General features: G+C 72.7%; 12 protein-coding genes and 1 riboswitch. Of the genes, 8 read left to right on the forward strand and 4 right to left on the reverse strand.

Annotated elements, in window-relative coordinates; genetic code table 11:
• Positions 1 to 5: 5 nt before the first annotated feature.
• The gene (locus P696_RS0131985) at positions 6 to 1,181 is read right to left on the reverse strand and encodes an alpha/beta hydrolase (RefSeq protein WP_026415525.1); all 1,176 of its coding nucleotides are present in this window, start codon (positions 1,179 to 1,181) and stop codon (positions 6 to 8) included.
• Positions 1,182 to 1,497: 316 nt separating this feature from the next.
• On the opposite strand from P696_RS0131985, the gene P696_RS49435 reads away from it, so the two are divergent.
• A complete protein-coding gene (locus P696_RS49435; protein WP_084338527.1) occupies positions 1,498 to 3,483 on the forward strand; it encodes a cell division protein PerM in 1,986 nt (661 codons plus the stop codon).
• 63 nt (positions 3,484 to 3,546) lie between these two features.
• Here the strand turns inward: P696_RS49435 and P696_RS0131995 are convergent, their stop codons facing one another.
• The gene (locus tag P696_RS0131995; protein WP_026415526.1) at positions 3,547 to 4,059 is read right to left on the reverse strand and encodes a DUF4190 domain-containing protein; all 513 of its coding nucleotides are present in this window, start codon (positions 4,057 to 4,059) and stop codon (positions 3,547 to 3,549) included.
• Positions 4,060 to 4,212: 153 nt separating this feature from the next.
• On the opposite strand from P696_RS0131995, the gene purN reads away from it, so the two are divergent.
• The 3 genes from purN to P696_RS0132010 all read left to right on the forward strand — a co-directional run bounded on the left by purN (position 4,213) and on the right by P696_RS0132010 (position 6,815).
• Positions 4,213 to 4,833 (forward strand): phosphoribosylglycinamide formyltransferase, encoded by a 621-nt coding sequence (gene purN, locus P696_RS0132000; protein WP_026415527.1) that lies wholly within the window; start codon positions 4,213 to 4,215, stop codon positions 4,831 to 4,833.
• Positions 4,834 to 4,915: 82 nt separating this feature from the next.
• Positions 4,916 to 6,484 carry a bifunctional phosphoribosylaminoimidazolecarboxamide formyltransferase/IMP cyclohydrolase gene (gene purH / locus P696_RS0132005; protein WP_026415528.1) on the forward strand — a complete coding sequence of 523 codons (1,569 nt, stop codon included), beginning with the start codon at positions 4,916 to 4,918 and terminating at the stop codon, positions 6,482 to 6,484.
• 151 nt (positions 6,485 to 6,635) lie between these two features.
• Entirely contained in the window at positions 6,636 to 6,815 is a 180-nt protein-coding gene (locus P696_RS0132010; RefSeq protein ID WP_026415529.1) for a hypothetical protein, read from the forward strand.
• Between the two features lie 45 nt (positions 6,816 to 6,860).
• Here P696_RS0132010 and P696_RS0132015 read toward each other — a convergent pair whose 3' ends face one another.
• Positions 6,861 to 7,454, reverse strand: a complete 594-nt coding sequence (locus P696_RS0132015; protein WP_026415530.1) for a GNAT family N-acetyltransferase — start codon at positions 7,452 to 7,454, stop codon at positions 6,861 to 6,863.
• 123 nt (positions 7,455 to 7,577) lie between these two features.
• Positions 7,578 to 7,664, forward strand: a riboswitch (ZMP/ZTP riboswitch).
• Positions 7,665 to 7,723: 59 nt separating this feature from the next.
• Here P696_RS0132015 and P696_RS0132020 point away from each other — a divergent pair.
• Positions 7,724 to 8,578 (forward strand): bifunctional methylenetetrahydrofolate dehydrogenase/methenyltetrahydrofolate cyclohydrolase, encoded by an 855-nt coding sequence (locus tag P696_RS0132020; protein WP_026415531.1) that lies wholly within the window; start codon positions 7,724 to 7,726, stop codon positions 8,576 to 8,578.
• A gap of 115 nt (positions 8,579 to 8,693) precedes the next feature.
• On the opposite strand, the gene P696_RS0132025 is transcribed toward P696_RS0132020, so the two are convergent.
• A complete protein-coding gene (locus P696_RS0132025) occupies positions 8,694 to 9,425 on the reverse strand; it encodes an FHA domain-containing protein (protein WP_026415532.1) in 732 nt (243 codons plus the stop codon).
• Positions 9,426 to 9,862: 437 nt separating this feature from the next.
• Here P696_RS0132025 and P696_RS0132030 point away from each other — a divergent pair, with 437 nt between their 5' ends.
• From P696_RS0132030 to P696_RS0132040, 3 genes are all read left to right on the forward strand, one after another.
• Positions 9,863 to 10,174, forward strand: a complete 312-nt coding sequence (locus P696_RS0132030; protein WP_026415533.1) for a DUF3017 domain-containing protein — start codon at positions 9,863 to 9,865, stop codon at positions 10,172 to 10,174.
• A 190-nt stretch (positions 10,175 to 10,364) separates the two neighbouring features.
• Complete coding sequence (locus P696_RS0132035; RefSeq protein ID WP_026415534.1) at positions 10,365 to 12,584, forward strand: NADP-dependent isocitrate dehydrogenase; 2,220 nt, start codon at positions 10,365 to 10,367, stop codon at positions 12,582 to 12,584.
• 283 nt (positions 12,585 to 12,867) lie between these two features.
• Positions 12,868 to 13,857 (forward strand): malate dehydrogenase, encoded by a 990-nt coding sequence (locus P696_RS0132040; RefSeq protein WP_026415535.1) that lies wholly within the window; start codon positions 12,868 to 12,870, stop codon positions 13,855 to 13,857.
• The last annotated feature ends 87 nt before the right edge of the window (positions 13,858 to 13,944 follow it).

Genomic DNA, 13,944 nt, shown 5'->3' on the forward strand with positions numbered 1-13,944 from the left:
CGGGCTCAGGGACGCTTGATCGCGTGGACCGGGACGGACGGCATGCTGCCCGGCGGACGCGCCGGCCCCCTGCTCGGCCCCGGCGTCCGGGCCGTCCCCTGCGCCGGGTTGCCGAGCCGGTTCGTCGCCCAGGTCAGGAACTTGGGGAACGCCGGATTCCAGGCCGCGTAGGTGTGCCGGGCGTGCGGGATCATGACCATCGGCCCGTCCTGCCCGTGACTCTGCAGGACGCTGTGGAAGAGCTTGGCGTCCGACACGTCCCCGCGGTCGGACTGGCCCGCCATCAGCCAGAACGCGGGCAGCTTCGCGCCGGGCGGCCAGTTGGTGAGCCGCCACAGCGGGTCGTTCTCCAGGCGCGCGCGGGCGTTGCCGTCGAACGGGTCGGAGCCGTGCTCGGGCAGCGGCTGGAAGTAGCCGCTCATGACCCCGGCCAGGCCGAACACGTTCGCGTGCCGCAGCGCCATGTTCGCCGCGCAGAATCCGCCCTCGGAGAACCCGGCGACGCCCCAGCGCGCCCCGGGCGGGTCGGTGCGGAACGACGTCTCGACGTCCGCCGGGACGTCGTCGGCGAGGTAGGTGTCGTTCCTGTCGCCCTTGGGCCGGTCCAGGCACTGCGAACCGCCCGCGCCGTGGGCGTTGCCGTTGATGTTCGGCATCACCAGGATCGTGGGCTTGACCTGGTGCTTGTTCAGCATCGAGGTGAAGGTCGAGGTCACGTGCAGGCCGCGCTGCCAGTCCTCCGGCTCACCGGGGGAGCCGTGCAGCAGCTCCAGCACCGGGAACCGCGCCGAGGCGTACTGCGCCTGGAAGTACTGCGGCGGCAGGTAGACCAGGCCCTCGCGGCTGATCCGGCTCCTGGACCCCGCGAACGTCGTGGTCACCAGCAGGCCGTCCCGGGCCGGGGTACCGCCGATCTTGAGGTTCTTCCCGCCTCCGGGCGGCAGCGCCTGCACCCCCGGATGGTGCCCGGCCAGGTCGTCGACCAGGTCGCTCCAGGTCTGGTAGTAGTCGTAGAACCGGTTGACCAGCGCCATCCCGAAGACCGACGAGAGCGCGAACGCCAGCACCCCCGCGCTCACCCGCAGCACGAGCGGCGGGCCCTGCCGGGCGAGGACGTACGCCAGACCGCCGACGATGGCCACGATCAGCAGCATGACCAGCACGCTCTGCGGACCGAACACAGGATCCCTCCCCGTGGGACGCCGAGTGCCCTCCTCCCCGACGGAGGAGCACCCGTCCTGATGCGCACAACGCAACGAAGTCGCGTGGAGATCCAGAGTTACCCGATCGTTGCGCGTGCTCCGTCCATCCTGCCGCGCCGGGACCCGGTTCACGCCACTCCCCGCACCGCCGTGGCCCATTCCCGACCCCGCCGCGGAGCCGGTTCCGGCCGTGCCACCGCGTCGGTCACGGCTTCGCCGCCGGGCTGGTCACGGCTTCGCCGCAAAGGCGACACGCCGGGCTCGGGAGGGCGGGGGACGAGTTGAGGGTGCCAGCATGGACGCCGTGAACGAGACGGGACGGCAGCGGGCGGCGGCGACCGGCACGACGGCGGGCACCTCTGCGGGCCCCTCATCAGGGGATTCGTCCGGCACGGCGGAACGTGCCCCGTCCAGCGCGGCGGAACGCCTCCCGCCCGGCGCGGCGGAACGCTCCCCGGGCGGCGCGGCGGAACGTCCCGCCGAGGGCTCCGGAGCGGAGGCGGACGGCGCGTCCCGCGTCCCGGCCACCCCGGGGCAACGGCCGCTGTGGGTCACCGGGCTCGTCGGCGCGGTCTGGAGCATCGGCATCGGCCTCGCCGTCCTCACCACGATCACCCTCGTCGGCTGGATCGCCGCGCCCCGCACCGCCTTCGGCCACGGGCTCCCCGGCGTGTTCCGGACGGCCGTGAACTTCTGGCTGGTCTCCCACCACGCGGGCTTCTCCGTGGACGGCGGACGCGTCGGACTGCTGCCCCTCGGCGTCCTGCTGATCCCCGGCGCGCTGCTGTACCGCACCGGCGGCTGGATGATCCGGCGCGTCCTGCCCAGGGACGCGGCGGGCCGTCCGGTCGCCTCGGGCCGCACGGACGCCCGCCGCGCCGTCGTCGGGGCCGCGGTCGCGCTGGCGGTCCCCTACGCCGCGCTCGCGGGGCTGCTCGCGCTCGCCGCGTCGTCCACGGTCGCGCGGCCCTCGCCCTGGCAGGCCGTCGTCGCGTGCTTCGTGGTCGCGGCCACGGGAGGCGGCGCGGGCGCGGCCCGCACCATCGTCGCGGCCCGGACGGGACGACGCGTCCGGTCCGGTCTGGGCGCGCTGGTGCGGCTGCTTCCGGACCGTCCGCGCTCCCTGGTGATCGGCGTCGCCGGGTCCGTCGCGGTGCTGCTCGCGACGGGCGCGGTGCTGGTCGGCGCGTCCCTGGCGGTGCACTCGGGGGAGGCCGCCCGCCAGTTCGACCTGCTCGCCCCCGGCATCGTCGGCGGCGTCCTGCTGGTCCTGGTCCAGGTGGCGTTCCTGCCGAACGCGGTGATCTGGGGCATGGCCTACGCGATCGGCCCCGGCTTCGCGGTCGGCTCCGGGACGAGCGTGGCCGCGACCGGCGTCCTCCTGGACATCGTGCCGGTGTTCCCCCCGCTCGCGGCCCTGCCGCAGCCGGGGCCCGCGCCCGTCGTGTCCCTGGTGGCGCTGGCCGCGCCGTTCCTCGCCGGAGCGGTCGGCGGCGTGCTGACCGTCCGGGCGATGCCGAGCACGGCCTCGGAGGCCGCGCCACTGTGGGGCTTCGCGTCCGGCGCGCTGACCGGCGTCGTGACGGCCGTCCTCGCCGCGCTGTCCGGCGGCCCGCTCGGCGGGGCGCGGATGGCGACCGTCGGGCCGTCCTGGTGGCAGGTCGGGCTCTTCGCCACCCTCGAGGTCGGGATCTCCGCCGCCATTGCCGCCTGGCTGGCCAACTGGCGCATCCTGCGCCGCGCCGACGCCCCGGACGTCCCCGCCGCCGAACCCGTCCGGCAGGACACCCCCGAGCCGTCCCGGCGTGAGTCCCGGCGCGAGCGCCGCCGCAGCGAGGCCGCCGAGGCGGGCGTCCCCGCGCCGTCGTCGACCCCGTCCACGCCGTCCCTGCCGTCCCTGCGTCCGCAGGACGAGACGCCGACCCCGCCTCCCACGCCGCAGCCCCCGGCGTCGCCCTACCCGGCCGACGCGCTGGAGTTCGAGGAGGCCGAACCCGTCCTCGCCCCGCGCCGTCCGGCACGGTCAAGGCCCCGCCCCGAGGACGACCTCCCCGACCTCGTCGACGAGCCCACCCCGCCCCCGACACCCGTCCGCGCCCCGGCTCCGGCCCCGGCGCCGCGCGCCGTCGAACACGCGTCCGAGCCCGAGATCACACCCGAGCCCGCGCCCGAACCGGCCGAGACCGACGTCCCACGCCAGCGCCACGACGAGCCCGAACGCACCGAGACCCGCGGCGGCGCGATCTACGTCCTCCGCGACGACCCCCGCGACCAGACCTGACCCCGGGAACGCGGAGCGGGCCGGGGCCGCTGGTGCGGCTCCGGCCCGTTCTGGTGGCTTCGGTTACAGCATGCCCTTGAGGGGGTCGAGGTCCGAGGTGCGGACGTGCAGCTTGCGCGCGATCTCGGGGAGCCACTTGTCCTCGCAGGCCTGCCGGTCGGTCTGCGTGTTGGCGGTGGACTTGCAGTTCTCCAGCCCGGAGACCTCGGGCCACAGGTAGACGGCGAACCCGAGCATCAGGACGCCCAGCACCACCGAGATGGCCCCGGTGACCATGCCGCCGGTCAGGCCGGGCAGCGCGCCCGGGCGGCCGGTGGCCAGGCGCCGGGCCTTGGTCCCGACCACGAGCGCCGCGATGCCCAGCGCCAGGCCGAACGGCCAGAAGAACAGGGTGATCACCAGCGAGCCGACGCCGAGCCACAGCGCGCGCCGGGCGGTCTGCTCGGCCGGGCCCGGCGGGAGCGTGCCACCGGGCTGCGGGCCCTGCGACTGGGGGTCCTGCGGCTCGGGCCGCCACGGGTCCTGGCCGGTGGGCTGCCCGGTCGGCTGGCCGGACGTCCCCGGCTGGTCGTTCACTGTTCGTCCCCCTGCTGGCGTGGTCGGTCGATACGGGCGCGCAGGTTCCGCCGGGTGGGCCGTGGCCTCACCGCGACGCCGGGTCATGCGCGCCGAGCAGGGCCGATAGGCTTTGGGTCGCCCGATCCGCCCCGACGTCACCGCTGAGGAGTCATGGTGTCCGCCCGGCTCGTCGTCCTCGTCTCCGGCGCGGGGACCAACCTACAGGCGCTCCTCGACGCGTGCGCAGATCCAGCCTACGGGGCATCCGTCGTTGCTGTGGGCGCCGACCGTGACGGCATCGCCGGTCTCACGCGCGCGCATGAGGCGGGTCTCCCCTCCTTCACCCTCCGGATCCCCGACTTCCCCGACCGCGCGGGCTGGGACGCCGCCCTGGCCGACGCCGTCGCGGCGCACGAGCCCGACCTGGTGGTCTCCGCCGGGTTCATGAAGATCCTCGGCCCGGCGTTCCTGGCCCGGTTCGGCGGCCGGACGGTCAACACGCACCCGGCCCTGCTGCCCTCCTTCCCCGGCGCCCACGCCGTCCGGGACGCCCTGGCCTACGGGGTCAAGGTGACGGGCTGTACCGTGCACTTCGTCGACGAAGGCGTGGACACCGGACCCGTCATCGCCCAGGAGGCCGTCCAGGTGCTCCGGCATGACGACGAGGACTCCCTGCATGAGCGCATCAAGCAGGTGGAGCGCCGCCTCCTGGTGGACGTCGTCGGCCGGCTCGCCCGGGACGGCTGGACCACCGAGGGCAGACGGGTCTCCATGAAGAGCGTCGCTCGATGAGGCGCGGCGCCCGATGAAGAGCAGTGCTCGACAAAAGCAGTACGTGCAACACGTCCGCTGACGATTGAGGGGAGCTCGGCCGGTGAGTCGGGTGGCTATCAGGCGCGCGCTGATCAGCGTGTACGACAAGACGGGGCTCGAGCGGCTCGCCCAGGGCCTGCACGAGGCGGGGGTGGAGATCGTCTCCACCGGTTCCACGGCCGGGCGGATCGCCGCCGCGGGCGTCCCGGTGATGAAGGTGGAGAAGCTCACCGGGTTCCCCGAGTGCCTGGACGGGCGGGTCAAGACGCTGCACCCGAAGGTGCACGCGGGCCTGCTGGCCGACCGGCGCAAGGACGACCACCTCCAGCAGCTCGACGACCTGCACGTCGAGCCGTTCGACCTGGCGGTGGTGAACCTCTACCCGTTCTCCGACACCGTGGCGTCCGGGGCGAAGCCGGACGAGTGCGTCGAGCAGATCGACATCGGCGGCCCGACCATGGTCCGCGCCGCCGCCAAGAACCACGCCAGCGTCGCCGTCGTCGTCTCGCCCGACCGGTACGACGAGGTGCTGGAGGCCGTGCAGGCGGGCGGGTTCACGCTGGAGGAGCGCCGTCGCCTGGCCGCGCGGGCGTTCTCGCACACCGCGTCCTACGACGTGGCCGTGGCGTCCTGGTTCGCGTCGTCCTACGCGCCGGACGCCGAGGCCGCCGAGACCGGCTGGCCCGACTTCGAGGGCGCGACCTGGGAGCGCAAGAACCCGCTGCGCTACGGCGAGAACCCGCACCAGAAGGCCGCGCTGTACACCGAGCCGGGCGCCAAGGGCGGCCTCGCGAACGCGCAGCAGCTGTACGGCAAGGAGATGTCGTACAACAACTACGTCGACACCGACGCCGCGCACCGCTCCGCCTACGACTTCGCCGAGCCCTGCGTCGCGATCATCAAGCACGCCAACCCGTGCGGCATCGCCGTGGGCGCGGACATCGCGGGCGCGCACCGCAGGGCCCTGGAGTGCGACCCGGCGTCCGCCTACGGCGGCGTGATCGCGGCGAACCGTCCGGTGAGCGCGGAGATGGCGCGGCAGATCACCGGCAGCTTCGCCGAGGTCGTCATCGCCCCGTCCTTCGACGACGAGGCTGTGACGATCCTCACCGAGCGCTTCAAGAACGTCCGGCTGCTGGTCTGCCCGGACGGCCCCGCGAACCGGACCGAGTCGCGCCGGATCGACGGCGGCCTCCTGGTCCAGGCCGTCGACCGGGTGGACGCGGACGGCGACGACCCGGCGAACTGGGAGCTGAAGACCGGCGCGCCCGCGGACGAGGCGACCCTGCGCGACCTGGCGTTCGCCTGGAAGGCGTGCCGTCCGGTCAAGTCCAACGCGATCCTGCTCGCCAAGGACGGCGCGACCGTCGGCGTCGGGATGGGGCAGGTCAACCGGGTCGACTCGGCCCGCCTGGCCGTCGCGCGCGCGGGCGAGGAGCGGTCGCGGGGCGCGGTCGCCGCGTCCGACGCGTTCTTCCCGTTCCCCGACGGCCTGGAGATCCTCATCGAGGCCGGTGTCACGGCGGTCGTCCAGCCGGGCGGCTCGATCCGGGACGAGCAGGCGATCGAGACGGCCGCGAAGGCCGGGATCACCATGTACTTCACGGGCGTCCGGCACTTCTTCCACTGATCGGCGACGGAACGACCCCCGGTGGCCACGGCCGCCGGGGGTCGTCCTGATCTTGGCAGGTTTTACTTTCCGCTTCGTCTAGCCTCGATCGAGGCCGCGTCACCTTACGCATCCCTGCCCATCGCGCGGCTCTCGCTTGGGAGTACCGCGCATGGAATACCTCGTCAGTCTCGCGCTGGGGTCCGTCCTCCAGGCCCCGGTGTTGATCTCGGAGTCCCGGCAGGTCGTCGGCCTGCTCGCCGCCGCCGGAGCGGCGATGCTCGCCGCGCGCCTCGGCTGGCACGGCACCGACCGGCTCATCGCCCGCCGCGGCGGCGCCGACCAGGACTGACCCAGCGTCGACCAGGACCGTTCCGGCTGGCGCGGTGGTGGCCGCTCAGTGGAGCCGTGCCCGCAGCGCCGCTCTGGCCTCCGGCCACTCGGTGTCGAGCATCGCGTAGGTGGCGGTGTCGCGGAACGTGCCGTCCGGGCGGATCCGGTGCTTGCGGTGGAACCCCTCGAAGGACGCGCCGAGCCGCTGGATCGCCGCGCGTGACCGCTCGTTCAGCCGGTCGGTGTGCCAGCCGACGCGCACCGCGCCGAGCCCGTCGAACGCCCGTTCCATGAGCAGCAGCTTGGACTCGGTGTTCAGGCCCGTCCGCTGCCAGCGCGCCCCGATCCAGGTGTACCCGATGTACAGGTTCCGGTTCGCCGGGACGATCTCGTAGAAGGACGTCGTCCCCGCGACCTCTCCGGTCGCCGCGTCGATCTGCACCCACGGCACCCGCTCGCGCCGTTCGAAGGCCGCCAGCGCGTCCGCGACGAACGCCCGCATCTCGGCCAGATCGGCGGGCTGCCGCGCGCTCAGCCAGCGCCACACCCCGGGGTCCTTCCCGGCGTCCAGCAGCCCCTCGGCGTGCTCCTGGGACAGCGGCTCCAGCCGGACGTATCGGCCGGTCAGGACGGGACGTTCGAACCACGCATCGTTCATGTCCACCGACGTTAGGGACGAAAACGGACGCCCGAAACGTCCACTTCAGCCTGATTTTGGGAAACCACTCCGCGCCCCGGCCGGGCGGCGCGGAGCGTCCGCCCTCCGAACCGACCGGTAGCATGTGCCGGAAGCGACTGGCGCAGTCAAGGTGGATTCGACCACCGGGGAGCGAACACGGTCCGGACACCGCGCGCCTGGGTGGACGGAGATTCGCAGACCGGGGCGTGCGCGTTATCGCCTCGGCGAGATCCGCGCGGAGGTACCCGATGACCGCGAACATCCTGGACGGCAAGGCCACGGCGGCGGAGATCCGCGCCGACCTGACGGTGCGCGTCGCGGCGCTGAAGGAGCGCGGCGTGAACGTCGGGCTCGGCACGATCCTGGTCGGGGACGACCCGGGCAGCCAGGCCTACGTCAACATGAAGCACCGCGACTGCGCCGAGGTCGGCATCGAGTCGATCCGTCGCGACCTGCCCGCCACCGCCACCCAGGACGAGGTGGAGCGGGCCGTCCGCGAGCTGAACGAGGACCCGGCCTGCACCGGCTACATCGTCCAGCTGCCGCTGCCCAAGGGCCTGGACGAGTTCCGCGTGCTGGAGCTGATCGACCCGGCCAAGGACGCCGACGGCCTCGCCCCGATCAGCCTCGGCCGCCTCACCCTCATGCAGCCGGGCTCGCTGCCCTGCACGCCCAAGGGCATCGTCGAGCTGCTGCGCCGCTTCGACGTGCCGATCGCGGGCGCCGAGGTCGTGGTCGTCGGCCGCGGCATCACCGTCGGCCGCTCGCTCGGCCTGCTGCTGACCCGCCGCTCGGAGAACGCGACCGTCACCCTCTGCCACACCGGCACCCGCGACCTGGCCGCGCACACCCGGAACGCCGACATCATCGTCGCCGCCGCCGGGGTCCCCGGTCTGATCACCGCCGACATGGTCAAGCCCGGCGCGGCCGTCCTGGACGTCGGCGTCTCCCGCGTGGACGGCAAGCTCGCCGGGGACGTCGCCGAGAACGTCCGCGAGGTCGCCGGATGGGTGGCCCCGAACCCCGGCGGCGTCGGCCCCATGACCCGGGCCATGCTCCTCGCCAACGTCGTCGAGCTGGCGGAGACCACCGCCCGCGCCTGACGGATCACCCGGGAAAAGAAGAACCCGCCGGGGCCGTGGGGCCCCGGCGGGGGGAAGCACGGTCGCTCCGTGCGCTGCCGGGTTCAGGAGCGACCGCGTGATCGTGCCGCTTCTGCTAACTCGCTCTGCGAGCGGCGGTGGTGTGGCGGCCGGGGCCGCCGTTCAGAGGGTGGCCGTGCGTCGCGCCCTGCGGTGGCGGGACGGGACGACGGATCTCTCCGGTGGCCCGGGCGTCCCCGGGTGTGCGGCCCTGCTGCGGCACGTGCACCGGCGGCAGCGGCCGGACCAGTCCCATCGCGATCACCTCGTTGGCGAGCCGGGTGCGCCGGTTGGCGCCCTCCGGGATGCGGAACTTCTGGTAGAGGCGCAGCAGGTGCTGCTTGACGGCGGCCTCCGTCACCACCAGGTCGGCGGCGATCTCGCGGGCGGTCGCCGGTGCGACGAACGCCTCGTCCGACAGGGCGGGACGGCACAGCGAGGTCAGCACGTCGACCTCGCGGCGGGTGAGTTCCGGTGCCACGGCGCGCCGCAGCTCGACGTCGGGATCGACCTCCTCGCGGGGGATGCCCCCCATCCGGCAGCGCGCCGTGCCGAAGCTCACGACGTCACCGTCCTCCAGGACACGGCGCGCGATCGGGCGGCCGTTGACACGGGTCCCGTTTCGGGACAGCCCCATGTCGACGACGTACACGTACGGGCCGCGCCGAATGATCTCTGCGTGCAAACGGGACACACTCGGGTCGTCGAGGCGGATGTCGACTCCTCGCCCTCGGCCGACCGTCGTTACGTCGGGGCGCAGCGGCATGACCAGCCCGCTGTCCTCGATCCGCATGAACGGCCCCTCCACGGCAGTCCTCCCAGCTAGTTAGCGACCCCTGTCTGCCGGGTTACCCGTGCCGATGATCGTCACACCCACCTACCGGTGAGTAGGGCCGATGACGCAGGGGTTTCCGTGTTCTCCGGTTTTCGTTGGAAAAGTAGCCTGGCGGGCGTTATTCGGCGATCCGCACCCCCACCGCGACGCGTGTTCGATAGCGCCACGCTCCCTGCCCCGGGGCGTGCGCGGCCCCCGCCGGGGCGTGCGTGGACCGTGCCGGGGCCGCCGTCCGGAGTGCCCTGAGACGTCCGCCCGTCGCGCCCCGGGATGTCCCCCGTCGTGCCCTCGGGCGTTCGGCGCTACGGTGGGAGGCGGGAGAACGGCTTCACCTCGGCGTGCCGCGCGGCGGCGCGCCGTCCGGGTGCGCCGGGCGCCCGTACGGACCGTCGGACGAGGGGCTCTTCGGCATGAGCACGCAACTGCATCGGCGACGACGCACGCCGCGCGGCGGCGGTGTGGGCCCGAACTGGCTGGGCCAGCTTCCGTACCTGATCGTCCTGTCCGGGGTCGCGGGCGGCCTCGTGCTGTGCGCGCTGCACTACTTCCGCAAGGGCTCCGGCCTGCTCGCCGCCGCCGTCCTGCTGGGCGCGCTCGCCCGGCTGGTGCTGCCGCCGAGCCAGGTCGGCATGCTGGAGACCCGCAAGCGCTGGCTGGACGTCACGATCATGGCCGGGTTCGCGGTGGCCATCGCGGGCACCGCCCTGGTCGTCCCGCGCTGACCCCGCGCGACCACTCAGGCGCAGTGCGTCACCACTGATTTTTCCGACGTTTTCCCAGGTCAGTCCATGTGCGGGCGGGCGCCTTGGAACGTGCTCGCTGGTCTACACCAGAGGCCGTCCGGAAGGGCCCGGAACACCGGATATCTTGATATCGAGCAATGATGCCGCCATGTAATGAGGGAGTGTCCGGGTGACAGACTCGACGATCATCTACACGCATACCGACGAGGCTCCGCTCCTGGCGACCTATTCGTTCCTGCCGATCATCGAGGCGTACGCCTCGACCGCCGGGGTCGGGGTCGAGACCCGCGACATCTCCCTGGCCGGCCGGATCATCGCGGTGTTCCCGGAGTACCTCGAGGAGGGCCAGCGCCTCGGTGACGCGCTCGCCGAGCTCGGCGACCTCGCCGAGACCCCCGGGGCCAACATCATCAAGCTGCCGAACGTCTCGGCGTCCATCCCGCAGCTGAAGGCCGCCATCGCCGAGCTGCGCGACCAGGGCTACGCGCTGCCGGACTACCCCGACGACCCGAAGACCGACGAGGAGCGCGACGTCCGCGCCCGCTACGACAAGGTCAAGGGCAGCGCCGTGAACCCGGTGCTCCGCCAGGGCAACTCCGACCGCCGCGCCCCCGCCGCGGTGAAGCAGTACGCCCGGACGCACCCGCACCGCATGGGCGCCTGGACGGCCGACTCCAAGACCAACGTCGCCACCATGGACGCCGACGACTTCCGCACCACCGAGACGTCCGCGGTCGTCCCGGCCGACGGGTCGCTGCGCATCGAGCTGGCGGGCGCGGACGGCGCCACGACCGTCCTGCGCGAGTCGGTGCCGGTGCTGGCGGGCGAGGTCGTCGACGCGTCGGTGATGCGAGTATCGGCGCTGCGTGAGTTCCTGACCGCGCAGATCGCGCGCGCGAAGGCCGAGGGCGTGCTGTTCTCGGTCCACCTGAAGGCCACGATGATGAAGGTCTCCGACCCGATCATCTTCGGCCACGTCGTCAGGGCGTTCTTCCCGCGGACGTTCGCGGCCCACGGCGAGACCCTCGCCAAGGCCGGGCTGTCCCCGAACGACGGTCTCGGCGCCATCCTGTCCGGCCTGGACGCGCTGCCCGAGGGCGCGGCGATCAAGGCGTCCTTCGAGGCCGAGATGGCCGAGGGGCCGGAGCTGGCCATGGTCGACTCCGACCGCGGCATCACCAACCTGCACGTCCCGAGCGACGTCATCGTGGACGCCTCCATGCCCGCGATGATCCGCACCTCCGGCCACATGTGGGGCCCGGACGGCCAGGAGCACGACACCCTCGCCGTCCTGCCGGACTCCAGCTACTCGGGCGTCTACCAGGTCGTCCTGGACGACTGCCGCGCGAACGGCGCGTTCGACCCGGCCACCATGGGCTCGGTGCCGAACGTCGGCCTGATGGCGCAGAAGGCCGAGGAGTACGGCAGCCACGACAAGACCTTCGAGATCCCGGCGGACGGCACCGTCCGCGTCGTGGACGCGCAGGGCACGGTCGTCCTGGAGCAGCCGGTCGCCGCGGGCGACATCTTCCGCATGTGCCAGACCAAGGACCTGCCGGTCCGCGACTGGGTCAAGCTGGCCGTCACCCGCGCCCGCCTGTCCGGCGACCCGGCCGTCTTCTGGCTCGACGCCGACCGCGCGCACGACGCCGTCCTGATCGAGAAGGTCGAGAAGTACCTCACCGAGCACGACACCGACGGGCTCACCATCGAGATCATGTCCCCGGTCGAGGCCACGCGGTTCTCCCTGGAGCGCATCCGCCGCGGCGAGAACACCATCTCGGTCACCGGCAACGTCCTGCGCGACTACCTGACCGACCTTTTCCCGATCCTGGAGCTCGGCACGAGCGCCAAGATGCTGTCGATCGTCCCGCTGATGGCGGGCGGCGGCCTGTTCGAGACCGGCGCGGGCGGCTCGGCCCCCAAGCACGTCCAGCAGCTGGTCAAGGAGAACTACCTCCGCTGGGACAGCCTCGGCGAGTTCTTCGCGCTGGCCGCGAGCTTCGAGCACCTCGCCCGGACCACCGGCAACGCCCGCGCCCAGATCCTGGCCGACACGCTCGACCGCGCCACCGCCGAGTTCCTGAACGAGAACAAGTCCCCGACCCGGCGGCTCGGCGGCATCGACAACCGTGGAAGCCACTTCTACCTGGCCCTGTACTGGGCCCGGGAGCTGGCCGCCCAGACCGGTGACGCCGAGCTCGCGACCGCGTTCGGCCCGCTCGCCAAGACCCTGGGCGAGCAGGAGCAGGCCATCGTGGACGAGCTGCTCGCCGTCCAGGGCTCCCCGGTCGACCTCGGCGGCTACTACCGTCCGGACCCGGCCAAGGCCGAGGCCGCGATGCGTCCGTCCGCCACGTTCAACCGCGCCCTGGAGACCCTCGCCTGAGGTAGCCGCTCCTCGCGTGCGTGCGGTGCGGAACGAGATGGTTCGGTGTAGGAACGATCTCCTCCGGCCGCGAGAGGGCCGCCCCGCCGGGACATCCCGGCAGGGCGGCCCTCGCCCGTTTCCCGCGTCCGTCCACAGGGTGTGAGCAGTCAGTCATGCCAGGCGCGGCCCTGACGGACGGCGAGGGTGAGCGCGAGGTATAGCCTGACTCGCGGATATCTCGATGGCGAGAGATCCCCAGAAAGGCCGCCTGAGCCCCGTCCTGCAGGAGATGAAGAAGGCTATGACGCGCACGCCAGTTTCCGTCACCGTCACCGGAGCCGCGGGCCAGATCGGCTACGCGCTGCTGTTCCGCATCGCGTCCGGGCACCTGCTCGGCGCGGACGTACCGGTCAAGCTGCGGCTGCTGGAGATCCCGCAGGCCGTGAAGGCCGCCGAGGGCACCGCGATGGAGCTGGACGACTGCGCGTTCCCGCTGCTGTCCGGCATCGACATCTTCGACGACGCCACCAAGGCGTTCGAGGGCGCCAACGTCGCCCTGCTCGTCGGCGCCCGCCCGCGCACCAAGGGCATGGAGCGCGGCGACCTGCTCGAGGCCAACGGCGGCATCTTCCGCCCGCAGGGCGAGGCCATCAACGCGGGCGCGGCGGACGACATCAAGGTCCTCGTCGTCGGCAACCCGGCCAACACCAACGCGCTCATCGCGCAGCAGCACGCCCCGGACGTCCCGGCCGAGCGCTTCACCGCGATGACCCGCCTCGACCACAACCGCGCGCTCGCGCAGCTGTCGAAGAAGGCCGGCGTCTCGGTCTCCGACATCAAGAAGATGACGATCTGGGGCAACCACTCGGCCACCCAGTACCCGGACCTGTTCCACGCCGAGATCGGCGGCAAGTCCGCGGCCGAGGTCGTCGGCGACCAGAACTGGCTCGAGAACGACTTCATCCCGACCGTCGCCAAGCGCGGCGCGGCGATCATCGAGGCCCGCGGCGCGTCCTCGGCCGCGTCGGCCGCGTCCGCCGCGATCGACCACGTCCACACCTGGGTCAACGGCACCGCCGAGGGCGACTGGACGTCCATGGCCGTCGTGTCGGACGGCTCCTACGGCGTCCCGGAGGGCCTGATCTCGTCCTTCCCGGTCACCACCAAGGACGGGAAGTGGGAGATCGTCCAGGGCCTGGAGATCGACGACTTCTCGCGCGGCCGCATCGACGCCTCGGTGAACGAGCTCGCCGAGGAGCGCGACGCCGTCCGCAAGCTGGGCCTCATCTGAGGCGAGCCGCGCGACCGGACACGCGGTCCGGTCGAACGATCTGACCGCGTGACTTGACCGTTTGGAGTGGACCCCGGGCCCTTCGGC

Source organism: Actinomadura oligospora ATCC 43269 (assembly GCF_000518265.1).
GTDB classification, from domain to species: Bacteria; Actinomycetota; Actinomycetes; order Streptosporangiales; family Streptosporangiaceae; genus Spirillospora; species Spirillospora oligospora.